The sequence below is a fragment of the Mesorhizobium sp. M0052 genome, from assembly GCF_040323255.1.
Taxonomy (GTDB): Bacteria; Pseudomonadota; Alphaproteobacteria; order Rhizobiales; family Rhizobiaceae; genus Mesorhizobium.
The window spans coordinates 1-21,031 of the sequence record NZ_JAMYUS010000018.1; the positions used below are offsets into that span (position 1 = coordinate 1).

General features: G+C 63.6%; 23 protein-coding genes. 8 read left to right on the forward strand and 15 right to left on the reverse strand.

From position 1 onward, the window contains the following. Nucleotides 1-132 precede the first annotated feature (132 nt). Nucleotides 133-1,236: a saccharopine dehydrogenase family protein gene (locus NKJ77_RS22735; protein WP_023672168.1), complete on the reverse strand. Its 1,104-nt coding sequence runs from the start codon at nucleotides 1,234-1,236 to the stop codon at nucleotides 133-135. A 150-nt stretch (nucleotides 1,237-1,386) separates the two neighbouring features. On the opposite strand from NKJ77_RS22735, the gene NKJ77_RS22740 reads away from it, so the two are divergent. Further along, nucleotides 1,387-1,815, forward strand: coding sequence for an Lrp/AsnC family transcriptional regulator (locus NKJ77_RS22740; protein WP_023726713.1), 429 nt, complete (start codon nucleotides 1,387-1,389; stop codon nucleotides 1,813-1,815). Between the two features lie 176 nt (nucleotides 1,816-1,991). On the opposite strand, the gene NKJ77_RS22745 is transcribed toward NKJ77_RS22740, so the two are convergent. The 5 genes from NKJ77_RS22745 to NKJ77_RS22765 all read right to left on the reverse strand — a co-directional run bounded on the left by NKJ77_RS22745 (nucleotide 1,992) and on the right by NKJ77_RS22765 (nucleotide 8,330). Further along, entirely contained in the window at nucleotides 1,992-4,025 is a 2,034-nt protein-coding gene (locus NKJ77_RS22745) for an aldo/keto reductase (protein WP_023698108.1), read from the reverse strand. Between the two features lie 29 nt (nucleotides 4,026-4,054). Further along, the gene (locus NKJ77_RS22750; protein ID WP_352535793.1) at nucleotides 4,055-5,134 is read right to left on the reverse strand and encodes an ABC transporter ATP-binding protein; all 1,080 of its coding nucleotides are present in this window, start codon (nucleotides 5,132-5,134) and stop codon (nucleotides 4,055-4,057) included. Nucleotides 5,135-5,147: 13 nt separating this feature from the next. Next, nucleotides 5,148-5,984, reverse strand: a complete 837-nt coding sequence (locus tag NKJ77_RS22755) for a carbohydrate ABC transporter permease (RefSeq protein WP_023672164.1) — start codon at nucleotides 5,982-5,984, stop codon at nucleotides 5,148-5,150. Nucleotides 5,985-5,997: 13 nt separating this feature from the next. Beyond that, nucleotides 5,998-6,858, reverse strand: coding sequence for a carbohydrate ABC transporter permease (locus NKJ77_RS22760; protein WP_023672163.1), 861 nt, complete (start codon nucleotides 6,856-6,858; stop codon nucleotides 5,998-6,000). A 203-nt stretch (nucleotides 6,859-7,061) separates the two neighbouring features. Beyond that, nucleotides 7,062-8,330 carry an ABC transporter substrate-binding protein gene (locus NKJ77_RS22765; protein ID WP_023831917.1) on the reverse strand — a complete coding sequence of 423 codons (1,269 nt, stop codon included), beginning with the start codon at nucleotides 8,328-8,330 and terminating at the stop codon, nucleotides 7,062-7,064. Nucleotides 8,331-8,436: 106 nt separating this feature from the next. On the opposite strand from NKJ77_RS22765, the gene NKJ77_RS22770 reads away from it, so the two are divergent. Next, complete coding sequence (locus tag NKJ77_RS22770) at nucleotides 8,437-9,306, forward strand: helix-turn-helix domain-containing protein (RefSeq protein ID WP_023831916.1); 870 nt, start codon at nucleotides 8,437-8,439, stop codon at nucleotides 9,304-9,306. Between the two features lie 192 nt (nucleotides 9,307-9,498). On the opposite strand, the gene NKJ77_RS22775 is transcribed toward NKJ77_RS22770, so the two are convergent. From NKJ77_RS22775 to NKJ77_RS22795, 5 genes are all read right to left on the reverse strand, one after another. Next, the gene (locus NKJ77_RS22775; RefSeq protein ID WP_023692904.1) at nucleotides 9,499-10,887 is read right to left on the reverse strand and encodes a HAMP domain-containing sensor histidine kinase; all 1,389 of its coding nucleotides are present in this window, start codon (nucleotides 10,885-10,887) and stop codon (nucleotides 9,499-9,501) included. A 56-nt stretch (nucleotides 10,888-10,943) separates the two neighbouring features. Further along, nucleotides 10,944-11,615 (reverse strand): winged helix-turn-helix domain-containing protein, encoded by a 672-nt coding sequence (locus tag NKJ77_RS22780; protein WP_023672160.1) that lies wholly within the window; start codon nucleotides 11,613-11,615, stop codon nucleotides 10,944-10,946. A gap of 120 nt (nucleotides 11,616-11,735) precedes the next feature. After that, nucleotides 11,736-12,356: a cytochrome b gene (locus tag NKJ77_RS22785; RefSeq protein WP_245266152.1), complete on the reverse strand. Its 621-nt coding sequence runs from the start codon at nucleotides 12,354-12,356 to the stop codon at nucleotides 11,736-11,738. Next, nucleotides 12,357-13,157 (reverse strand): COG4705 family protein, encoded by an 801-nt coding sequence (locus tag NKJ77_RS22790; protein WP_031195614.1) that lies wholly within the window; start codon nucleotides 13,155-13,157, stop codon nucleotides 12,357-12,359. A gap of 65 nt (nucleotides 13,158-13,222) precedes the next feature. Then, nucleotides 13,223-13,480 (reverse strand): hypothetical protein, encoded by a 258-nt coding sequence (locus NKJ77_RS22795; RefSeq protein WP_023685058.1) that lies wholly within the window; start codon nucleotides 13,478-13,480, stop codon nucleotides 13,223-13,225. 228 nt (nucleotides 13,481-13,708) lie between these two features. Here NKJ77_RS22795 and NKJ77_RS22800 point away from each other — a divergent pair, with 228 nt between their 5' ends. Continuing rightward, a complete protein-coding gene (locus tag NKJ77_RS22800; protein WP_023685059.1) occupies nucleotides 13,709-14,341 on the forward strand; it encodes a methyltransferase family protein in 633 nt (210 codons plus the stop codon). Here the strand turns inward: NKJ77_RS22800 and NKJ77_RS22805 are convergent. Both NKJ77_RS22805 and NKJ77_RS22810 read right to left on the reverse strand, forming a co-directional pair. After that, nucleotides 14,335-14,550: a hypothetical protein gene (locus tag NKJ77_RS22805; protein ID WP_023672157.1), complete on the reverse strand. Its 216-nt coding sequence runs from the start codon at nucleotides 14,548-14,550 to the stop codon at nucleotides 14,335-14,337. The two genes, NKJ77_RS22800 and NKJ77_RS22805, sit on opposite strands and share 7 nt — an antisense overlap. Continuing rightward, a complete protein-coding gene (locus NKJ77_RS22810) occupies nucleotides 14,547-15,302 on the reverse strand; it encodes a COG4280 domain-containing protein (RefSeq protein ID WP_352535794.1) in 756 nt (251 codons plus the stop codon). Before NKJ77_RS22810 ends, NKJ77_RS22805 begins: the two co-directional genes overlap by 4 nt. A gap of 95 nt (nucleotides 15,303-15,397) precedes the next feature. Between NKJ77_RS22810 and NKJ77_RS22815 the strand changes: the two genes are divergently transcribed. Together NKJ77_RS22815 and NKJ77_RS22820 are read left to right on the forward strand one after the other, a co-directional pair. Next, a complete protein-coding gene (locus NKJ77_RS22815; protein ID WP_023831912.1) occupies nucleotides 15,398-15,550 on the forward strand; it encodes a hypothetical protein in 153 nt (50 codons plus the stop codon). A gap of 90 nt (nucleotides 15,551-15,640) precedes the next feature. Continuing rightward, on the forward strand, nucleotides 15,641-16,642 hold the full coding sequence (locus NKJ77_RS22820) for a LacI family DNA-binding transcriptional regulator (RefSeq protein WP_352446137.1): 1,002 nt from the start codon (nucleotides 15,641-15,643) through the stop codon (nucleotides 16,640-16,642). 6 nt (nucleotides 16,643-16,648) lie between these two features. Here NKJ77_RS22820 and ocd read toward each other — a convergent pair whose 3' ends face one another. Together ocd and rocF are read right to left on the reverse strand one after the other, a co-directional pair. Continuing rightward, nucleotides 16,649-17,710, reverse strand: coding sequence for an ornithine cyclodeaminase (gene ocd, locus NKJ77_RS22825; protein WP_023692901.1), 1,062 nt, complete (start codon nucleotides 17,708-17,710; stop codon nucleotides 16,649-16,651). Continuing rightward, on the reverse strand, nucleotides 17,707-18,642 hold the full coding sequence (rocF, locus tag NKJ77_RS22830) for an arginase (protein ID WP_352535795.1): 936 nt from the start codon (nucleotides 18,640-18,642) through the stop codon (nucleotides 17,707-17,709). Before rocF ends, ocd begins: the two co-directional genes overlap by 4 nt. Before the next feature lie 145 nt (nucleotides 18,643-18,787). Between rocF and NKJ77_RS22835 the strand changes: the two genes are divergently transcribed. The 3 genes from NKJ77_RS22835 (at nucleotide 18,788) to NKJ77_RS22845 (ending at nucleotide 21,031) form a co-directional block, all read left to right on the forward strand. Further along, complete coding sequence (locus NKJ77_RS22835; protein ID WP_023685065.1) at nucleotides 18,788-19,228, forward strand: Lrp/AsnC family transcriptional regulator; 441 nt, start codon at nucleotides 18,788-18,790, stop codon at nucleotides 19,226-19,228. Nucleotides 19,229-19,326: 98 nt separating this feature from the next. Beyond that, entirely contained in the window at nucleotides 19,327-19,587 is a 261-nt protein-coding gene (locus NKJ77_RS22840) for a hypothetical protein (protein WP_352535796.1), read from the forward strand. Nucleotides 19,588-19,816: 229 nt separating this feature from the next. After that, nucleotides 19,817-21,031, forward strand: a complete 1,215-nt coding sequence (locus NKJ77_RS22845) for a glycosyltransferase family protein (protein WP_023672150.1) — start codon at nucleotides 19,817-19,819, stop codon at nucleotides 21,029-21,031.

Genomic DNA, 21,031 nt, shown 5'->3' on the forward strand with positions numbered 1-21,031 from the left:
AGGGTCGATCCGCGGAGCGGAGCGGGGTGGGGTCCTCGCCGACCGTCAGCGCTCACCCCCACCCCGTCTCGCCATCTCCGCTTCGCTCCGATTGCGCGCCGACCCTCCCCACAAGGGGGAGGGTGAAGTAGCTCAGCTTGCGAGCCGGCTCACCATCTCGTGCTGCGCATAAGCGCGCCCAAAACGATTGGCGAGAAACGCATCCAGCGCGATGTCTTCCTGCTTGACGAAACCGGTCGCCGGCAAGGTGCCGTCGGCCAGCATGTCGAGCACGGCGCAGATGCCGGACGCGGTGGTGATCTGGATTGCGCTGCGCACCTGGTTGCCGATGCGCTGCGAATAGATCTTGTTGGCGTAGGTTTCCTGCAGCAGGCGGCCATTGCGGCGGCCCGAGACGGTGACGAAGACGATGACCACGTCCTGCAGCGTTGCCGGCAGGGCGCTCTCGAAGATATCCTTCAGCACGTCGCGGCGGTGGCGCAGGCCGAGATCGTTGAGCAGCGCCTTCATGATCGCCGCGTGGCCGGGATAGCGGATGGTGCGGTAGTTCAGCGTGCGCACCTTGCCCTTCAGCGTCTCGGCCAGCGTGCCGAGACCGCCAGAGGTGTTGAAGGCCTCATAGGTGACGCCGTCGAGCGAGAACTCTTCGCGCTCCTCCAGCGGCGGCACCTCGATCAGCTCGCCCTCGACGATCGCCTCGCAGGGTTCGCAATATTCGTTGATGACGCCGTCGGTGCTCCAGGTCAGATTGTAGTTCAGCGCATTGGACGGGTATTGCGGCAGCGCGCCGACGCGCATGCGAACGCTTTCCAGCGTGTCGAAGCGGCTGGCGAGATCGTTGGCGACGATCGAGATGAAGCCCGGCGCCAGGCCGCATTGCGGAATGAAGGCGCTGTTGCCCGACTTGGCCAGCTCCTTGACGCGGCGGGTCGAGACGACATCCTCGGTCAAATCGAGATAGTGCACGCCGGTGGCGGCGGCCGCTTCGGCGATGCGCGTGGTCAAATGGAAGGGGGCGGCGCTCAGCACGGCGAAGGCGCCGGCAAGGGCGGCCTCGAGTGCGCCCGGCGCTGCGATATCGAGCTCCAGCCCCTCGACGCCGGCGGGAAGTTCGGCCGCGGCAAGCTGCGCCGCCGCGCGGTCGATAACGGTGACGTGGTAGTCGCCGCTGTCGGCGAGCATGCCTGCAATGGTGGAGCCGATCTTGCCGGCGCCGACGACGATGATTTTCTTCATGACCTTGCCCCTCGTGAAAACTCTTTGGCCCAGACCGCCGCGCGGTGGACGCGATGCCTTCAAGAATCGCAGCTTGCCTGTCGAAAGGAAGCGTGGGATCGTTCGAAATGAACCCTGCAATTGAACGATACGCCGACGAGGTTCGTCGAAATGCTCAGTGACGCCGAACAAAAACTGCTTTCCCTGCTGCGCGCCAATGCCCGCGCGTCGACCACTGAGCTGGCGCGCCAGCTCGGCGTTTCGCGCACGACGGTGCAGAGCCGGATCGAGCGGCTGGAACAGCGCGGCATCATCACCGGCTATGGCGTGCGGATGGCGCCGGACTACGAGCAGGGGCTGGTGCGGGCGCATGTGCTGCTCACCGTCACGCCCAAGCTCGCCGACAAGGTGGTGCGGGCGCTGCAGGCGCTGACGCCGGTGAGGACGCTGCACTCGGTGAGCGGCAATTTCGACATGATCGTCATCGTCGACGCGCCGTCGATCAGGGATCTGGATGCGTTGCTGGACGAGATCGGGGCGATGGACGGGGTCGAGCGGACGTCGTCGTCGATAATTTTGTCGACCCGGATCGATCGGTAGGTGGAACGCATGAGCCGCTAATCTCCCCCGTGCCGGGGAGATGGCCGGCAGGCCAGAGGGGGTCGGTTCGACTGGGCTCGGCCTACCTGCCGCTGCAGAAGGAGGTTAGCGCTCCACGCGAGGCGACCCCCTCTGTCACCTTCGGCGACATCCCCCCCAAGGGGGGAGATTAGCTGCTAAGCCCGCCGCCTTTCCGGCCCGCTATCCAGCCACGCCACATCCTCCGCCGACAGCTTGATATCCAGCGCCTTCAAACTGTCCTCCAACTCGTCCAGCGTGCGCGGGCCGATCAACGGCACCGACGGAAAAGGCTGCGCCAGCACATAGGCGAGCGCGATGTGGATCGGACTTTTGCCCAGGCGCTGCGCCAGCTCGATGGCGCGGTCGCGGCGGCCAAAGTTCTTCTCGGAATACCAGACCCGCACCAGCTCCTCATTGTCCTGCTTGTCGCGGCCGGCGCGGTCGGTGAAGAAGCCGCGGCCCTGGCTCGACCAGGCGAAGTTGGGCATCTGCCTTTTCGTCAGCCAGGATTTCCAGTCGTCGGTCGACGAGGTGATGCAGCCGGCCCAGATCGGCTCCAGCATCTCGGCCAGCGAGAAATTGTTGGAGAGCACGCCGGGCTTCTGCTTGCCGGTGCGCTCGGCATAGGCAATCGCCTCGTCCATGCGCGCCATCGTCCAGTTCGAGCCGCCGAACGGGCCACGGATGCGGCCGGCCTTGACCTCGGCGTCCATCGCATCGACGAATTCGCCGACCGGCACATCCGGGTTGTCGCGGTGCATGAAATAGAGGTCGACATGGTCGGTCTGCAGCCGGTCCAACGACTGGGCGAGCTGCTTGCCGATGACATCGGGATAACAGAGCGGCGAGTGCGCGCCCTTGGCGATGATCACCGACTGCTCGCGCACGCCGCGATTCCTGAGCCACTGGCCAAGCAGCGTTTCGGTGTAGCCGGCGCCGTAGACATAGCCGGTGTCGAACAGATTGCCGCCGGCCTCGAAGAAGGCGTCGAGCAGGATTGCGCCCGACGAGAAGGTGCGGAAATCCTCGAAGCCGAGCGCCACCACGGAGGCCGGCTTCGACAGGCCCGGAATCTTGCGCTTGCCGATGGCGGTGCCGCCGGTGCGCAGCGGCCGGCCCGAAAGGGTGTTGGTTCGCTTAGCCGGCTTTTCGATTTCATATTCGAGCCCTACGGCAGCGCGCCATTTGTCGAGCACACGCAGCGTGCCGAGACTGTCGGCCCAGCCCATGCCCGGCCAGGCGAATTCCTGTTTGCCGGCCAGGATCGCCTCGCCGGCGGCGTCGACCTCAAAGGAATAGAGATGGCGGGTTTCGTTGAGGCTGATGGTCTCGCGCGTGTCGTCGGCGAGAATTACATCGATCCGGCCAGGGCCGCCATCGCGGTTGCCGCCGCCGGCGAACCAGAAATCCGGCACCTCGATGCGGCCCTTGGTGCCGAGGATGCGCAGGACATTGTCCTGTTTGAGCGAGATGCTGCAGGATACCTCGGCAACGATTCCACCGGGAAAATGCAGCAGCGCCGAGGCCCATTCGTCGACGCCGGACTTGCCGAGATGGGCGGTGCCGACAACCTTGTCCGGCTCGGCGAAGGGTTTGCCTGTGGCAGCGCCCGCGATCAGCCGCACCATGGAGACGGGATAGCCGCCGACGTCGAGAATGCCGCCACCGGCGAGATCGTTGGCGTAGAGCCGGTGCTCGGGCATGAAGCCCGGCATGGCGAAGCCGAAGCTCGACTTGATCAGCCTGACATCGCCAATGACGCCCGACTGGATCACCTCGACCAGCTTCGCCGTCTGCGGGTGCAGGCGGTACATGAAGGCTTCGCCGAGGAAGGTGCCGGCCTTGCGCGCGGCATGGATCATGGCGTCGGCCTCGAAGGCGGTCAGCGCCAGCGGCTTTTCGCACAGCACATGCTTGCCGGCTTCCGCCGCCTTGATTCCCCATTCGGCATGGCCGGGATGCGGGATGGCGATATAGACGGCGTCGACCTCGGGGTCGGCGAGCAGCGCGTCGTAACCGTCGAGGATGCGGGCGCCGGGAAACGTCTCGGCCAGGCCTGCCTTGCCGGGATTGCGGGCGCCGAGCGCCACGATCGTGCCGGTGCGCGAGCCTGCCACGCCGCGGGCGAACGCTTTGGCGATGTCGCCGGGCCCAAGTATCCCCCAGCGGAGGGGCGCGGTTGCAGTCATGGTCATTCTCCTTGCAAGGCTGGAAGCGCTCAGCGCAGCCGCTGGCCGTCTTCATCGAACAGATAGGATTTGCGGATGGACACGGTGATCTCCTGGGTGTCGGGGACCTTTGCCGCGTCGCGCTGGATCACCAGGTCTTCGCCATGGGCGGTCCTGGCATAGATGAAGCTGGTGCCGCCGAGATGCTCGACCACGTCGATGCCGACGGTGAGGTCGGCTTCGCCTTCGCCGCCATTGCCGAAATGTTCGGGCCGCACGCCGACAATGACCTTGGCTCCTGTTTGCGGCACGGCGCCGGTCAACGGTTGCATAATGCGGGTCTTTTCCTCGCCCGCCAGCTCGACGGTGACGCTGCTCGTGTTGCGCCCGACGACGCGGCCCTTGATGAAATTCATCTTCGGCGAGCCTACAAAGCCGGCGACGAACTGGTTGTCGGGATTGTGGTAGAGATCGAGCGGCCGGCCGATCTGCTCGACATGGCCACCGCGCAGCACGACGATCCGGTCGGCCAGCGTCATCGCTTCGGTCTGGTCGTGGGTGACATAGATCATCGTTGTGCCGAGTTCCTTGTGCAGGCGCGAGATCTCGACCCGCATCTGGACGCGCAGCTCGGCGTCGAGATTGCTCAACGGCTCGTCGAACAGGAAGACTTGCGGTTCGCGCACGATGGCGCGGCCGATGGCAACGCGCTGGCGCTGGCCGCCGGACAATTGCCTCGGCCGCCGCGCCATCAACTCTGTGATGCGCAGGATTTCGGAGGCCCGCTTCACCCGCCGCTCGGTGTCCTCCTTGGGGTTGCCGGTCATCCTGAGGCCAAAGCTCAGATTCTGCTCCACGCTCATGTGCGGGTAGAGCGCGTAGGACTGGAACACCATGGCGATGCCGCGCTCGGCCGGCTCGACATCGTTCATCACCTTGCCGCCAATGGCGATCTCGCCGCCGCTGATATCCTCCAGCCCGGCGATCATCCTGAGCAGCGTCGATTTTCCACAACCCGACGGGCCGACAAAGACGACGAACTCGCCATCGGCGATATCGATGTTGGCGCCATGGATGATCTCATAGACGCCGAAGCGTTTTACGACATTGGTGAGGGTGACTGCCGCCATATCGCTGTTGTCCCTACTTGACGGCACCGGCGGCGATGCCGGCGATGAAATGGCGCTGCAGCAGCACGAAGACGACCAGCATCGGTACGGTCAGCATGACGGCGCCGGCCATGATGCCGCCCCATGAGACCTTGGTCAGGCCGATCAGCGTGCCGAGCGCCACAGGGGCCGTCATCGCGCCGGGCTGGCTGTTGATCAAAAGCGGCCAGAGATAATTGTTCCACGAGGCGAGGAACAGGATGATGGCGAGCGCCGCCAGCATCGGCCGCGCCAGCGGCAAAGCGACGAACAGGAAGATACGCCATTCCTTGACGCCCTCGACACGTGCCGCGTCGAAAAGGTCGGCCGGCATCATCGAGAAAGCCTGGCGCATGAACAGCACGCCCAGCGAATTGAACAAGGGTGGCACGATCAGCGCAATCCAGGTGTTGGCGAGCTGGAAGTCGCGCGCCACCATGATGAATTGCGGGATCAGCACCACCGCATAGGGCAGCGTGATGGTGCCGAGGATGATCGCCACCACCGCGCCCTTGCCGAAGAACTGATAGCGGGCGAGCGCCCAGCCGGCCATCGAGGTCAGCAGCACCGAGAAGAAGGTGTAGGTCACCGCCACCGCCACCGAAATGCCGATAGCGCCGACGAAATTGGTGTCGCGCTGCAGGTTGTTGAAATTGTCGACGAAATTGCCGTGCGGCAGAAGCTCGATGCCGGGGCTGAAAATGCCGTTGTCGGGCATGGTCGAAAACACCACCATCATCCACAGCGGAAACAGCCAGATCACCGCCAGCGGTGTCAGGACCAGATGCAGCAGGACGCTGCGGCCGAGCCGGCGTTGCGACAGCGAACTCATTTCGGCTCCCCTCTCATTTCGGCTCTCGTGTCAGCCACAGCTGCACCAGCGTGATGGCGATTGCCAGCCCCGCCATGGTGTAGGCGACGGCCGAGGCGTAGCCGAAATTGAGCGAGCGAAAACCCTGGCGGTAGAGCAGCAGGCCAAGCGTCTCGGTGCCGCCGCCGGGGCCGCCGCGCTCCGTGATCAGGAACGGCTCGGTGAACAGCTGCATCGTGCCGATGATCGACAGCACGGCGCAAAACACGATGACCGGCTTGAGCAGCGGCAGCGTTATGTAGAAGAACTGCTTGAGCTTGCTGACGCGGTCGAGCGTCGCTGCTTCATAGACGTCCTCGGGGATCGACTGCAGGCCGGCGAGCAGGATGATGGCGTTGTAGCCGGCCCAGCGCCAGGTTACCGCGATCATGATCAGCGCCATGGCCGGTGTGACGTTGGAGAACCAGTCGATCTTGGCCAGGCCGACGCCGGCGAGGAGCTTGTTGATGATGCCGAAATCCAGGTTGAACATCAGCCGGAACACGGCGGAATAGGCGACCTCGCCGACCACCACCGGAGCGAAGAAGGCAAAGCGGTAGAGGCCACGTGCTTTCAGCAGCGGCGAGTTCAGCAGCACCGCCATGATGATCGCCAGCGAGATCATCACCGGCACCTGGATGACGAGGATGAGCAGCGTGTTCTTCAGCGCGTTGAAGAAAGCGGGGTCGCCGATCAGGCGGCCCCAGTTGAACGTCGGCGCAAAGCGCCAGGGCACCGTGCGCGTCGCCTGGAAGGAAATCATGAACGAGGAGATGATCGGCCACACCCAGAAGATGGCAAAGATCAGAAGGTAGGGCGTAAGGAAGCGATAGGCCGTGGCGTTCTGGTAGCGCATGGTTTCCTCCTCCTTCCTCTTTCCCGGTTGATATCCGGCGTGTTGTTAGCCGGCGGACGCCGCCGGCAATTGGCGAACTGTTGGGCGAGAGCGTCCCTTTCCCCGCCACTATACGGGGAGAGGATGCCGGCAGGCAGGTGAGGGGCAGCGCCAACAGTCCGGCAAATTGCCCTATATCTGGCCCGCCAGCATCACCGCCTTGGTCACTTGATCGGCAGTCCCGTCGCCGAAGCGATCTGGCTGGCGGCGTCGTCGAGGGCGGCCTTGGCATCGGGATAGCCGCCGCCGAGATATTTGGTCTGCACGGCGCGCATGATGATTTCGGCGTCGCTCTGGAACGGCGTGCCGCGGCTCGGCACCACCTTGGGCAGCGTGGCGAGAATGTCCTTCCACACTGCCTGGCCGCCCCAATAGGGCAGGCCCTGCGAGACGTAGGGGTCGTCGAGGGCCGAGATCAGTGACGGCACCAGGCCGAAATCCCTGAGCATGGTGATCTGGCCTTCATTGGTCTCGAGCGTGTATTTCAGATAGGCGTAGGCGGCCTCCTTGTTCTTCGAGGCTGAGGTGATGGCGAGCGACGAGCCTCCGAGATTGGCGGCGCGCGGGCCGTCGGCGGTCAGGCTCGGCATCAGATAGACACCCCATTTGCCGTTTTCGCCGGCGGATTCGGTGCGGATGGTGCCCTCATACCAGCCGCCATAGACCTGGGTGGCGACGGTGCCGGCGGTGTTGTTGGTGATCTTGGTGCCCCAGTCGGCCGACGAGATGATGCCGGCGTCCTTCATGTCCTTGATCTTGGCCAGCGTGTCGACGCATTTCGGCTGGTTGACGGTGATCGACTGCCCATCGGCGGCGAAATAGCCGCAGCCCTGTTCGTTGGAAATCATGCGGAAAAATTCGGTGTCGCCGTTGAAATCGGCATTGGTCATGGTGACGCCGGGATTGGCGGCCTGGACCTTCTTGCCGGCGGCGATGAAATCGTCCCAGGTCTTGATTGAGGCCGGATCGACGCCGGCCTTCTCGTAGAAGTCGCGGCGGTAGAAGGCGGCTACCGGGCCGGAATCCCACGGCATGGCATAGGCCTTGTCGCCGACCTCCAGTTCGGTGCGCTTGAAGTCCGGGAATTTCTTCTGGTCGTCGGCGGTGTAGCCCAGCGTGTGCAAATCGACGAAGCAATCGGGGAACTGGCTCCAGTAATTCTCGGCCTCGCCGTTTTCGATCGAGACGATATCGGGCAGGCCGACGCCGCCGGCCGCGCAGCCGGCGATCGACTTGTCATAGGTCGGCTGGTTGCCGAGATCCTGAACGGTGACCTTGACGTTGGGATGCTGCTTGTTGAAGCCGGCCACCGTCGCCTTCAGCGACGAAGCGGCGATATTCCAGCTCCAGATCGTAATTTCGCCGGACTGCGCCAAAGCCGGGGCTGAGCCCAGGCCAAGCGCCAGCGCGGCACAGATCAGTGTCGTGCGCATTGAAATCCTCCCATTTCATTTGCTCTCTCTTCGCGAGCATGGCTAGACTAGGCGGCGCGGAAGGCTTGTCCCTGACAACGGGAATAAAAGATGGGCGGAAAGTAAGATGCCGGAACGGCCGTTTTACCAGCCTGGCGCCAGCAGCGTCGAAGGCCTGCCGATGGCTTTGCAGATGTTTCACAACCATCCGCTGGTGATGCTGAAGCCGCACTGGCATGCCCAGGTCGAGGTCAATTTCATCGTCCGCGGCAGCGTGCACTACCGCATGAACGAGCACGAGATCGCGCTCACGGCGGGCGACATGTGCCTGTTCTGGGGCGGGCTGCCGCACCAGATGGACGATCTCTCCGACGACGCCATCTATGCCGGCGCGCATCTGCCGCTGGTGCATTTCTTCCGCCTGCATCTGCCGACGGATGTCCGCCACAGGCTGATGACCGGCGCCACGCTGGTGACATCGGCGACCGACCAGGCCGACCATCACAATTTCGAGCGCTGGAACCGCTATTTCCGCTCGGGCGATGCGGCGATAACCGAGCACGCCGTGAACGAGCTGCTGCTGCGGTTGGAGCGGGTGCGCTTCGAGCCCTACCGGCTGGTGCCGGAAACCGCCATCGGCCAGGAACCCGGCGGCCCGTTCGACCAGCAATCGCTGCGCAATGTCGGTCGCATGTGCGACTTCATCGCCGAGAATTTCCTCTACGACATAGACTGCGTCGACATCGCGGCGGCGGCCGACATCCATCCCAAATACGCCATGAGCATTTTCAAGAAATCGACCGGCATGACGCTCAACGAATATATGAATCTGCTGCGGCTGAGCTACGCGCAGGCGCTGCTGATGCATGAAGACGCCAATGTGCTGCGCGTCGCCATGGATTCAGGCTTCGGCTCGCTCAGCGCCTTCAACAAATCCTTCCGCAAGCTGGCAGGGATGTCGCCCTCGGATTTTCGCCGGGGTGCGGTGGGCCGATAGGTTCAACGGTCATCTTGATCAACCCGCAGCCGTTCCGGGTGGAAACATGTGCAAGGCTAATCGCGACCGCCTTTGTCGGATGCGATCATCAACTTGGAGAAAGTTGTCAGCGACTTGGCGTTTCATGAGCGCCTTCCCCCACTCCGTCGCTGCTTCGCTCGACGGAGTGGGGTCGACCTGGCTCTGGCGTTGTCATTTCAAGCCGGGACCGGTGCCCTCCGCCCGAGGAAACCCGACAATTACCGCCAGCCCAGGCCGGCGATCCTCCAGCGCAATCGTTGCACCATGCAGGTCGGCGATGGCCCGCACAAGGCTGAGGCCCAGGCCGCTGCCGGGCGTGGTGCGGCTGGAGTCCAGCCGGTAGAGCCGCTGGAACACTTTTTCGCGCTCCTGCGCCGGGATGCCGGGGCCATTGTCGGCGACCTCAGCCAGAATGCGGTCGCCTTGCCGCCGCACCGATAGAAGGATTGCCGTGCCATCGGGGCAATGCCGCAGCGCGTTCTCAACCAGATTGGCAAACAATTGCGTCAGCAGGTCGCGGTCGCCGTGGACCAGGCATGGGGTGCCGTGGACGATCGTGGCCGACAGCGACTTGCCGTCATCCTCGGCGACACCGGCGTAGATTTCGGCAATGGCATCGATGACGCCGGTGAGGTCGAGATCGACAAAGCGCGACTTGCGGGCGCCGGCCTCGATCTGGGCAATACGCAACAGCGCATCGAAAGTATCGTTGATCTGCAGGCTTTCCCCACGTGCCTCCGCCAGCTCATCGGCAACGGCCTCACCCCGCGCGGTCCTGTCGGCCGCAGCTTCCAAAATCATCTGCAGCCGGTTGAGCGGCGTCTTCAGATCATGCGCGATGTCGGCGCTGACCTGGCGCATGCCGTCCACCAGCGCCGCCAGCCGCTCCAGCGCGGCGTTGACCTGGCGCGAGACGCCGTCAATGTCGTCGCCATTGCCGAGCAGTGGAATGCGGGCGTCGAGCCGGCCGTTGGAGACATCGTCCATGGTGGTGGCAATGCCGTCGAGGCGACGCTGCACACGCGACGCCAGCAAGGCGCCGCCAGCCACCGCCAGCCCTGAAATGATCAGGGTGGCCCAGCCGAAGCTCATCAAAACGATGCGTTCCAGCTCCTCGGTTTCGGAGAGCGAGAAGGCGATTGTCAGGCTGTTGGGCCCGACCGAACCGGTCCAGGCGCGGTACATAGTGTCCGGCGCAACGCCTGGCAGGGAAGCGGCAAAATCCGAAAAGCCATCGGGAAGGTCGGCGGCGGTGAAATTCCCGGCCAGGCGATTGCCGGCGGGATCGGTGAGCGAGAACAGCTGTTCCTTGCTCGGGCTGAGCGCGGCGTGGCTGTCGACTGCCGAAACCAGATCCTCCCGGTCGTTTCCGGCATAGGTCACCGCCACGACCGAATAAGTCTCCTTGACCGACTGGTCGAGCTGCTCGGCAAGATCCGCGCTCATCAGCTGGTAGACGATGGCGCCTGACAGGATGAAGGCGAGCACGAACAGCAAGGCGAAGGTCAGGGCCAGCCGAAACGGCGTGCTGCGCAGCAGGCGAGAGCCTGTCTCAGTCATAGTGCGTTTCAGTCATGGCAAGCTTCAGTCATGGCAAGTTTCTGTCATGCCGCGCCTCAGTCGTGAACACTGTAGCCAGTGTTGCGCACGGTGTGGATCAACGCGGTTTCGAACGGCCTGTCGATCTTGGCGCGCAGCCGGCTGATATGGGTTTCGACGACGCTGGTCTTGGGGTCGAAGTGAAAATCCCAGACCCGTTCCAGAAGCATGGTGCGGGTGATGACGCGGCCCTCGCCGCGCATCAGCACTTCGAGCAGGCTGAATTCGCGCGGCTGCAGGTCGATCGCCTGGCCCTGCCTGGTGACGCGGCGCTGGATCAGGTCCATTTCGAGGTCTGCGATGCGCAGCGTCGTCTTCAGCTCCTGCACCGCAGGGCGACGGCCGAGCGCGTTGATGCGGGCGAGCAGTTCGGAAAAGGCGAATGGCTTGACGAGATAGTCGTCGCCGCCGGCCTCGAGCCCTTCAACCCTGTCGTCGACGCCGCCGACCGAGGTCAGAAAGATCGCCGGCGTGCGCACGCCCGCCGCCCGCACCGCCTTGATCATCGACAGGCCGTCGAGGCCGGGCAGCATGCGGTCGACGACGATCACGTCATAGGCGTCGCGTGTCGCGGCAAACAGCGCGTCATGCCCGTCGCGCAGCAGATCGCAGACATGCCCGGCTTCGCTCAGGCCCTTGACGACATAGTCTGCGGTCCTGGGGTCATCCTCAACAAGGAGAAGTCGCATCTCTGTTCCGGTCTGTTGCCGAGGCTTTGCCAGAGCGGCATGCTAGCACCGGCGGCGGTCCGTTCCTAGAATATCCGCCGGCGCCTGGTCGCTCGTGGTCGTTGCACATGTCCATAAGTGTCATCCGACCGGATCGCGCGCAGGGACAAGCATCCTGCGCAGCACGGCGCCTTTCAGAATAAAATGATGGAAGAGTGCCGCACCGGCATGAATGCAGATCAGAACGATGAATACCGGCTTTGCCCAAGTATGGACATCGCCCATCCAGCTCCAAACATAAAAGGCCAGAAGCCCGGAAACAGGAGCGGCAACGAGAAGGCCATAGAACAGCGCATGCGTTGTGCGTGAGGCGAAAGCCATCCATTTCGGCATTGTGGATTGCGGCTTGGGCGCACCGATGAAGAGGCGGACGGCCAGTCGCACGAACACCAGCAACAGGATCGCCAGGCCGACCCAATAATGGGCGGACCCCATGGTCTGCCCGTAGGACGACAGTTGGCGTCTGTCCGCTGCCGCATCGACATAGATTGTCATGTTTTCGCCGAACAGGAGCTGGAACAGGACAAGCGCCGCTATCATCCAATGCAGGCTAATTTGGAGGCCGCTATAACCGGATTTCCTGGAGTTCATTCTTCCGTCCATGAGGTGAGCGCGATAGCTGCCCAGGGCGACCCACGGCAGGGATCCATTGACGTTTTGGCGCGTTCTCGTCGCGTCAGGCGGGCGTGCAGGTGCTTGCATCTACTCCGATTCAAGCAGGATTTTGTCGGCTTCGCCGGTGCCCTTCTTCAGACTCATATAGAGAACGAGGGCGACGATGCAGCCCAGGAAGATCATGCTGGTGAAGGTGGTGCCGAAGCCGAGGCCGCCATATTCGACCGGCTGCGACAGCAGGTCGCCGAACGAGGCGCCAAGCGGCCGCGTCAGGATGTAGGCCAGCCAGAAGGCGAGGATGGCGTCGAGGCCGAAGGCGAAATAGCCGAGGGCGATGAAGACGATGACCGCGCCGAACAAGAAGCCAGTCGTGAGATAGCCAATGTCGAACGTCTCGGCGACAAGGTCGCCGGCCGCGGTGCCGAGCGAAAAGGTGAACAGGATCGCCAGCCAGTAGAAGATCTCGCGCCTGGTGGTGACGATCGTATGGATGGAGAGCGTTCTTTCGCTGGCGTACCAGACCGCGAATGTCGCGGCGAGCAAGACCGTGAAGGCAATCGTGGTGGTTTGCAGACGGACGCCCAAATTGTCGACCAGATTGTCGGTGATCAAGGTGCCGACGACGCTGATCAGCACCACCGCCAGCCAATAGGCCCATGGCACATAACGCTTCTGCGCGAATTGCAGCGCCAGCGCGACGACAAGGATGCCGGTCATGATCAGCGAGGTGACGGTCAGTCCGAAGCCAAGATTGACGGCCAGATAGTCGGCCGCCGTCTCGCCCATGGTGACCGCCAAAAGCTTGATTAGCCAGAATTCGACGGTGACATCAGGGACCCTGTTGGGTGATGCCAGTGCGGCGGGTGCAGTGCTTGCAGACAAGAGCATGATGGGATCCTTGTCGTTTCGGCGGGGACGGGCCTATTCCCCGGTACGTGCGGCGAGGCTTGGTCTTACTTCCCCATGATCTTCATGGCCTGCGCGAAGAAGTCGTCGGCGCGCTTGTCGTCGTCGGCATTGCAGCGCTCGACGCCTTTGGCCTCGAGATCGGATACTTTTGTCTTGTCCGCGGCGCTCAGCGCCGCCAAGGCTTCCGCCGCGCGCAGGTCCTTCAGAGCGTCTTCGCAAGGCGTCGCAGCGGAAGCGGCTGAAAAGACCGGGTTGGCGATGGCAATGGCGCAGAGCGAGAAAGCGAGGGTTAGCTTTTTCATGCTGGTGTTCCTGTCTTGCGCCGATATCCAGGCGGTGATGAAACGATGTCCGGCACGTGGCCGGCACAAGGACTATGGGCAGGCGACCTCGCCGCAATCTGTCCGCCCGCTTACAAATTCGTAAGAATGGCTGAAATTCCTGCCGGTTGCCTCGCCATCGCCGCACGGAAGCGCTAGTGGGTGGCGAGACACCGGCGCTATGAGCCCTGCCGGATAGCAGGAACTATGATGAGCTACGCTCCCCCCAAGCCGGCAGCGAAGGCGTTCGACCAGCACAAGCGCCTGCTCGTCATACAAGTGGCGGCAGCCCTCGCCGTCATGCTGTTGCTGTTCACCAAGCCCTTTCTCGTCGAAGGCTCGGACGGGCACGAATACATCGAGGCGCTGGGCATCGGCTTCGTGCTGGTCTGCTTCCTTGGCCGTCTGTGGAGCATTCTCTATGTCGGCGGCAGGAAGAACGACGAGCTGGTCACCATCGGCCCGTTCTCGATGAGCCGGAACCCGCTCTACTTCTTTTCCACGGTCGGCGCGGCGGGCGTCGGGTTGATGTACGGCTCGGTGCTGGTGGCGGCGGCGCTGGCTCTGGTGAGCTACCTGGTGTTCCGGGTGACGGCGCGCAAGGAAGCCGAGTTCCTGTTTGGAAAGTTCGGCCCCGCCTACAGCGTCTATGCCGAACGCACGCCGCCTTTCTGGCCGAACCCGCTGCTGTTTCACGATCAAGCCGAACGCCGGTTCTCGACAAAGGCGTTGCGGCGGACATTCACGGACGGGCTCTATTTCCTGGCGCTGTTCCCGGCCATCGAGACGATTGAGCAGTTGCGGATCAGCGGCATGCTGCCGGTGTTTTTCACCCTCTACTGACCGGAGCGCCGTGCAGCGCGGCGCACGCTGTAGAGCAGGATGACGAGGCAGCCGGGCAGAAGCAGGACGCCGCCGGCAAGCGGCGGCAACGCCAGCAGCTTCACTGCCGCGGCAATCGCCACGATCAACAGCAGCGCCAGCGTCGCAAGGCTGCCGTCGTCGATGAACATGCCGACGAGCTCCTTTAGAATGAGGCGGACGACGTTCATGGAGCAACTCCTTGTGCAGCCTTGGGGTAGCTGGCGCGCAACCAGCGCACCATGGCGAAGCACGCGACGGCGATGATTGCGAAGATGGCCAGCAGCGCCAGATCGGCGCCCGGCCACTCGGCGCCCAGGCCTTCGCCGGTCCAGAAAATGCCGAAGCTTGTCAACATCAGGCCGACGGCGAATTTGAGCGCGTTTTCCGGCACCCGCGCCAGCGGCCTGTGCACCGCAAGACCGATGATCGTTACCAGGACGAAGGCCGCTAACGCGCCAAGGCTGGCATAGAAGGTCTGTGCATGCGCGGCGCCGACGGCGATGACGATGAACACCACCTCGACGCCTTCGAGCAGCACCGCCTTGAAGGCTGCGAGCCCGGCCAGATAATCGGCGCGGCGGTCATTGGCCTGCTGCTGCAAAGCGGCGGTTTCCTTGGAAAAGGCTGCTTCCTCGTCATGCAGGGCGATGACGCCGACACTGCGCAAAATGGCCTTTCTCAACCAGCGCATGCCAAACAGGACCAGGAGCACGCCGACGACGAACTGCAGCACCGTAATGGGAACCAGCGCCAGCAGCGGTCCGAAGGCCAGCACCAGAGCCGCCAGCACCGCCAGCGCCAGCGCCGCGCCGATCAGCGCTGGCCGCCAGCTGCGGGTGACGCCGACCGCCAGCACGATGGTGAAGGCCTCGACCACTTCGACGAAGGAGGCAAGGAACGAGGCGGTCACGGTGGAAAGTATGGGTGTCAGGCCATTCATGAAGGTTTCCTGTCTGCGGGAATCACTGGGCTGAGAAGGATACAGCGCTCCGGCGGAAGGGAGAACGCGCCGGCATTCTCGCCATACTCTATCTGTTGCGTCTCACCATCGGTGGCCCGATCGCCGGCGTTCGCTACGAGCTGCTCGGCGTCGGCGACAATTTCAAGCCGATCGTGCTAGGCCTTGTCATTGTGCTTGCCGTCATCCTGGACGCCTATCGGGAAAAGCTGTTGAGGGTGATCCGATAAAGCGCGTCGCGCTTTTTGGTTTTTGTTTTATGGATGTCATTTTCCCAGATCCGCCGGACACTCCGGGCGACATGCACTAGGGGACAAGAAATGACGACGATTGCCGATGTCGCGCGCCATGCCGGAGTGTCGGTCGCAACCGTCTCGCATGTGATGAACCGCACGCGCCATGTCGAGCCTGAGACGGCCGAGCGCGTCCATTCGGCCATCGCCGCCTTGCGCTACAGTCCGAACACGCTGGCGCGGAGCCTGAGGCGCGGCGAGACCAAGACCATCGGCCTGCTGCTGCCGGACAATTCCAATCCGTTCTTCGCCGGCGTGGCACGCCAGATCGAGGATGCCGGCTTCCTTGCCGGCTATACGGTGATCCTGTGCAACTCCGACGGCAGCGCCGAGAAGGAGGAGCGCTACCTCCAGGTGCTGATGGCCAAGCAGATCGACGGGCTGATCTTTGCCGGCTCGTCCGATCATGCGCGGGTGTTCTCCAGCCTTCTGCCCGGCGTCCCGGCGGTGCTGATCGACCGCGAGATCCATTCGGTCAATGTCGATTCCGTGCTGGTCGATCACGATTATGGCGGCTATCTCGCCGGCTGCTATCTGGCCGGGCTCGGCCACGAGAAGATCGGCGTCATCGGCGGCCCGCGCGATTCCAGCTCCAGCCCGGCCCGCCTGCGCGGCTTCGCCAGGGCGCTGCAGGAAGCCGGCCTCGACCTGCAGCCGGCCTCGGTGGTGGATTCCGACTACCACTTCGCCGGCGGCCGCATGGCGATGGAGCGGCTGATGGCGCAGGCGCCGGGGATCACGGCGCTGTTTGCCTGCAACGATCTGATGGCCATGGGCGCGCTGACAGTGCTGCGCGGGCGCGGATTGCGGGTCCCCGGCGACATGTCGATGATCGGCTTCGACGACATACCCTATGCCGTCACCACCTGGCCGCCACTGACGACGATCGCACAGCCGGTCGAGAAGATCGGCACGCGGGCGGTCAGCCTGCTGCTCGAGCGGGTTGCCGAGCCGGCGGCGCATTCGCGCCGCGAAGTGCTCACCCCGGTGCTCGTCGAACGGGAGAGCTGCGCGCCGTTGCGCGGCTGAAGCCCCTCAGGCGGCTGCCGGCTGCAGCGCTGCCCTGAGCAGCATGCCGAAGAGGTCGCGCGGCTCGTCGGGATCGGCGAGCAGGTCGAGCTCCTCGTAGAGGCCGGTGGCCTGAAGCTGGTCTCTGATATAGCGCAGTGCGGAAAAATCCTCGGTGGCGAAGCCGACGGAATCGAACAAGGTGATCTGTTCCGCCGTCTTGCGGCCTTCCGCCTTGCCGGTCATCACCTGCCACAACTCGGTCACCGGATGGTCGGCGTGGAGCTGCTGGATTTCGCCCTCGATGCGCGTCTGCGGCGAGAACTCGACGAAGATGTCGGAGCGCAAAAGGATGTCGCGGTGCAGTTCCGTCTTGCCGGGGCAGTCGCCGCCGACCGCGTTGATGTGCACGCCGGAACCGACCATGTTGTCGGTCAGAATGGTGGCGGACAGCTTGTCGGCGGTCACCGTGGTGATGATGTCGACTCCTTCCACAGCATCCTGGCCGGTGGCGCAGATGGTGATGTCAAAGCCTTTGCCGGCGAGGTTGCGGGCGCATTTTTCCGAAGCCGAGCGGTCGATGTCGTAGAGCCGCAGCCGGTCGATGCCGAGCAGCGCTTTGAAGGCGACAGCCTGGAATTCGGACTGGGCGCCATTGCCGATGATGGCCATCGAGCGCGCGCCTTTCGGCGCCAGATATTTGGCCGCGACAGCGGAGGTCGCCGCGGTGCGCAGCGCCGTCAGGATCGTCATTTCGGTGAGCAGCATCGGATAGCCGGAGCCGACATCGGCGAGCACGCCGAAGGCGGTGACGGTCTGGCGCCCCTCGCGCATGTTCTTGGGATGGCCGTTGACATATTTGAAGCCGTATAGCCGGCCGTCGCTGGTCGGCATCAGTTCGATGACGCCGTCATGGCTGTGCGAGGCGATGCGCGGCGTCTTGTCGAACAGCTCCCAGCGGCGAAAATCCTCCTCGATATAGGCGGCGAGTTCGGTGAGGAACCGCTCGACGCCGATGGTCAGCACCAGCTTCATCATGCGGTCGACGCTGACGAAGGGGACGATGGCAAGGCGCGATGGCTGGGTCATGCAATGCTTCCGGAATGGCTGCGGGTCGGGCGGTCCATGATGCGCCGGCCCATCAGGCTGGCGGCGAGGTCGACAATCAGCGTGGCGGTGCGGCCGCGCTCGTCGAGGAACGGGTTGAGCTCGACCAGATCAAGGCTGGAGACCAGGCCGCTGTCGGACAGCATCTCCATCACCAGATGCGCCTCGCGGAAGGTGGCGCCGCCGGGCACGGTGGTGCCGACGGCCGGCGCGATGGAGGGGTCGAGGAAGTCGACGTCGAGGCTGATATGCAGCAGGCCGTTTGCCTTTTCGACGATGGCCAGGAAGGCGCGCAGCAAAGGTGCGACGCCGTGCTCGTCAATGGTGCGCATGTCGTGCACGGTCACGCCCGCTTCGCTCAGCGCGCGGCGCTCCGCCGGATCGACGCTGCGCAGGCCCATGACGCAGATGTGGGCAGGATCGACGGCGACGGGCAGGTCGGGGAAATAACCGCTGAAGCCCGGCCGGCCGCTGGCATAGGCGAGCGGCACGCCGTGCAGATTGCCGCTGACGGTGGTATCGAGCGTGTGGAAATCCGGATGCGCGTCGAGCCACAGCACGAAGAGCGGCCGGCCGCGTTCGGCGGCGCGGCGGGCTATGCCCGACACCGTGCCGGCCGATATCGCGTGGTCGCCGCCAAGGAAGATCGGCATGGCGTCCCGCGAAGCCGCATAGGCGGTCTCGGCAATTGCCGCCGTCCAGGCGGAAATCTCCGGCAGGGCCTTCAGCGCGAGATTGCCATGGACGAGTGCGCGCACTGCGGCCGGTTGCACCGCGCCCCAGTCCTCGACCTGGTGGCCGAGTTCCGACAGCACCGAGACAAGCCCGGCCGTGCGCAGCGCGCTTGGCCCCATCTCGCATCCCATCCTGCCGGCGCCGTCCTGCACCGGCGCGCCAACGATCCTGCAGCGCATGGTTCTTGTTGTCCTTGCAAATTGATTGGGCAATTGATGCGGGAATGAACCATCCTGGACCGGCAGTTTGAACAGATGAAATTGGCATTTCGAGAAGAATGATTTATCATTCCGATAAGTCGCTTTGGTCAAAGTGGATAGAATCATGGACTTGCTGGACGAAAGGCTGGTCACGCTGCTCAGGCATGATGCCCGGCGCAGCATCTCCGATCTCGCGGTCGATCTCGGGGTGTCGCGCGCCACGGTCAGGGCGCGCATGGAGCGACTGGAAAAAACGGGCGAGATCATCGGCTACACGGTGGTGCTGCGCGCCGACGCCGTCGACCAGCGGATACGCGGCGTGATGATGATCGAGATCGAGGGCCATGCCGCCGACCGCGTGGTCCGGGCGCTCGGCGGCCTCGCCGAGGTTTCGACCATTCACACCACCAATGGCCGCTGGGACCTGGTGGTCGAACTCGGAACGGCGTCGCTCACCGATTTCGACGCGGTGCTTAGGCGGATACGGCTCATCCCGGGGATAACCGGCAGCGAGACAAGTCTGCTGCTGGCGACGCCGCGCACCACAAGGGCAAGGTTGGCGTAGCCGTCGTTCCGGCCGGCGTGTTCACGCAAAGCTTTGTGACGGATCTGGCGAATGGGTCGCCTGCCTGCGAAATCTCATTGAGGCGGAGCTAGCTCCACGTGACGGAGGAAGCCGGCATGACGCGAGATTGCACCAGCTTCAACGGTGCAAGGACCGGACGCTTGCCACAGGCCAAGGCTGATGGCAGGATAAAAGGCCGCAACGTGCGGCCTCTGGCGGGCGTTGTGTTTCGATGGATTATGAAGCATTTTCCCAAGGTGCGGGTTCTCCTCACAATGTGCGGCAGCCTCGTTTCGCCTTGGTCGCCCTTGATTTTTCGCAATGTGCGCTTTGCCTGCCTCAGGCCGCAGGGCATTTAATTCCACGGGGTCAAGCCTCATGACAGAGATTTGTGCTCGGGCCGTCTATCGTCGGCGAAGACAAGGCATGGCGCCACAATCAGCGCCCCCTGGCATTCGTGCCAGGTGAAGAATGCCGTTGCGTACCTCTCGCCCCCATGTTTCAAAACAGGTCGTTAGACCCGCGAGAATGGTTTCGAAGCCTGCGGGGTTGCCCACGGTCCGGCGAGAATTCTAAAAGACGTTCACAATGACACAGCACGCAAAAGACGCACGAATTCTCATGTACAGCCACGACACGTTCGGGCTCGGCCATTTGCAGCGCTGCCGAACGATCGCGCATTCGCTGGTCGGGGATTTCCGCGGTCTTCAGGTGCTTATCATTTCGGGCGCGACCATCGCCGGCGCCTTCGACTACCGCGCCCGCGTCGACTTCGTGAAGATTCCCAGCGTCATCAAGCTGCGCAACGGCGAATACACCTCGCTCGAAAAGGACATCGATCTGCATGAGACGCTAAGGATGCGGCAGTCGATTATCCGCCACACGGCCGAGAGCTTCCGGCCGGATATCTTCATCGTCGACAAGGAACCGCTGGGGCTGCGCGGAGAGATCGAGGATACGCTGTCCTACCTCAAGACGCGGGGCACCACGCTCGTGCTTGGCCTGCGCGAGGTGATGGACGCGCCGCATTTGCTCGAAGCGGAGTGGGCACGCAGGGATGTGATGCGCAAGATCGGCCTGTTCTACGACAAGGTCTGGGTCTATGGCCCGCCGGATTTCTACGATCCGCTGACCGGCCTGGAGGTGCCGCCGGCGGTCAGGGCAAAGATGAAGTTCGTCGGTTTCCTGCAACGGAGCCTGCAGCAGAACCAGTTGCCCGGCCACCGGCCCGAGGGCGACTATATCCTGGTTACCACCGGTGGCGGCGGTGACGGCGCCGACCTGATCCACAACGTCATCGAGGCCTATCAGCAGGATCCGCGATTGCAGCACCGGGCGCTGATCGTGCTTGGGCCCTACATGCCGGCGCGCAAGCGCAACAAGCTGGTCAGGAAAGGGGCCAAGATCCCCTACGTCAAGATCATCGAATTCGACAACCGGATGGAAGAGCTGATTGCCGGCGCCAAGGCGGTGGTGGCGATGGGCGGTTACAACACCTATTGCGAGATACTGTCTTTCGACAAGCCGGCGCTGATCGTGCCGCGCGTCACGCCGCGCGAGGAACAGCTGATCCGGGCACGGCGCGCAGCCGAACTCGGCCTCATCGAGATGCTTTTGCCCGAGGAGGCCGAGGATGCCCAGCGGTTTGCCGATGCGCTGCAGGTTTTGCCGGGCCGGCCGCGCCCATCGCAGAGCAATGCGCATCTGACGCTGGAAGGGCTGCCTCATATTTCCGAAATCGTCGCGGAACTGCTCGACCGGCGGGCCGGCCATCACCTTTCGGTCATTGAAGGCATGAACTGA

Bases quoted from the DNA above. Each gene is read 5' to 3' on its own strand.
- NKJ77_RS22745 (WP_023698108.1), bottom strand. From the start codon at position 4,025: ATGACTGCAACCGCGCCCCTCCGCTGGGGGATACTTGGGCCCGGCGAC.
- NKJ77_RS22760 (WP_023672163.1), bottom strand. From the start codon at position 6,858: ATGCGCTACCAGAACGCCACGGCCTATCGCTTCCTTACGCCCTACCTT.
- NKJ77_RS22795 (WP_023685058.1), bottom strand. From the start codon at position 13,480: ATGAAAAAGCTAACCCTCGCTTTCTCGCTCTGCGCCATTGCCATCGCC.
- NKJ77_RS22810 (WP_352535794.1), bottom strand. From the start codon at position 15,302: ATGAATGGCCTGACACCCATACTTTCCACCGTGACCGCCTCGTTCCTT.
- NKJ77_RS22735 (WP_023672168.1), bottom strand. From the start codon at position 1,236: ATGAAGAAAATCATCGTCGTCGGCGCCGGCAAGATCGGCTCCACCATT.
- NKJ77_RS22765 (WP_023831917.1), bottom strand. From the start codon at position 8,330: ATGCGCACGACACTGATCTGTGCCGCGCTGGCGCTTGGCCTGGGCTCA.
- NKJ77_RS22800 (WP_023685059.1), top strand. From the start codon at position 13,709: ATGAGCTACGCTCCCCCCAAGCCGGCAGCGAAGGCGTTCGACCAGCAC.
- rocF (WP_352535795.1), bottom strand. From the start codon at position 18,642: ATGCGCTGCAGGATCGTTGGCGCGCCGGTGCAGGACGGCGCCGGCAGG.
- ocd (WP_023692901.1), bottom strand. From the start codon at position 17,710: ATGACCCAGCCATCGCGCCTTGCCATCGTCCCCTTCGTCAGCGTCGAC.
- NKJ77_RS22845 (WP_023672150.1), top strand. From the start codon at position 19,817: ATGACACAGCACGCAAAAGACGCACGAATTCTCATGTACAGCCACGAC.
- NKJ77_RS22750 (WP_352535793.1), bottom strand. From the start codon at position 5,134: ATGGCGGCAGTCACCCTCACCAATGTCGTAAAACGCTTCGGCGTCTAT.
- NKJ77_RS22770 (WP_023831916.1), top strand. From the start codon at position 8,437: ATGCCGGAACGGCCGTTTTACCAGCCTGGCGCCAGCAGCGTCGAAGGC.
- NKJ77_RS22820 (WP_352446137.1), top strand. From the start codon at position 15,641: ATGACGACGATTGCCGATGTCGCGCGCCATGCCGGAGTGTCGGTCGCA.
- NKJ77_RS22805 (WP_023672157.1), bottom strand. From the start codon at position 14,550: ATGAACGTCGTCCGCCTCATTCTAAAGGAGCTCGTCGGCATGTTCATC.
- NKJ77_RS22790 (WP_031195614.1), bottom strand. From the start codon at position 13,157: ATGCTCTTGTCTGCAAGCACTGCACCCGCCGCACTGGCATCACCCAAC.
- NKJ77_RS22785 (WP_245266152.1), bottom strand. From the start codon at position 12,356: ATGCAAGCACCTGCACGCCCGCCTGACGCGACGAGAACGCGCCAAAAC.
- NKJ77_RS22740 (WP_023726713.1), top strand. From the start codon at position 1,387: ATGCTCAGTGACGCCGAACAAAAACTGCTTTCCCTGCTGCGCGCCAAT.
- NKJ77_RS22780 (WP_023672160.1), bottom strand. From the start codon at position 11,615: ATGCGACTTCTCCTTGTTGAGGATGACCCCAGGACCGCAGACTATGTC.
- NKJ77_RS22775 (WP_023692904.1), bottom strand. From the start codon at position 10,887: ATGACTGAGACAGGCTCTCGCCTGCTGCGCAGCACGCCGTTTCGGCTG.
- NKJ77_RS22835 (WP_023685065.1), top strand. From the start codon at position 18,788: ATGGACTTGCTGGACGAAAGGCTGGTCACGCTGCTCAGGCATGATGCC.
- NKJ77_RS22755 (WP_023672164.1), bottom strand. From the start codon at position 5,984: ATGAGTTCGCTGTCGCAACGCCGGCTCGGCCGCAGCGTCCTGCTGCAT.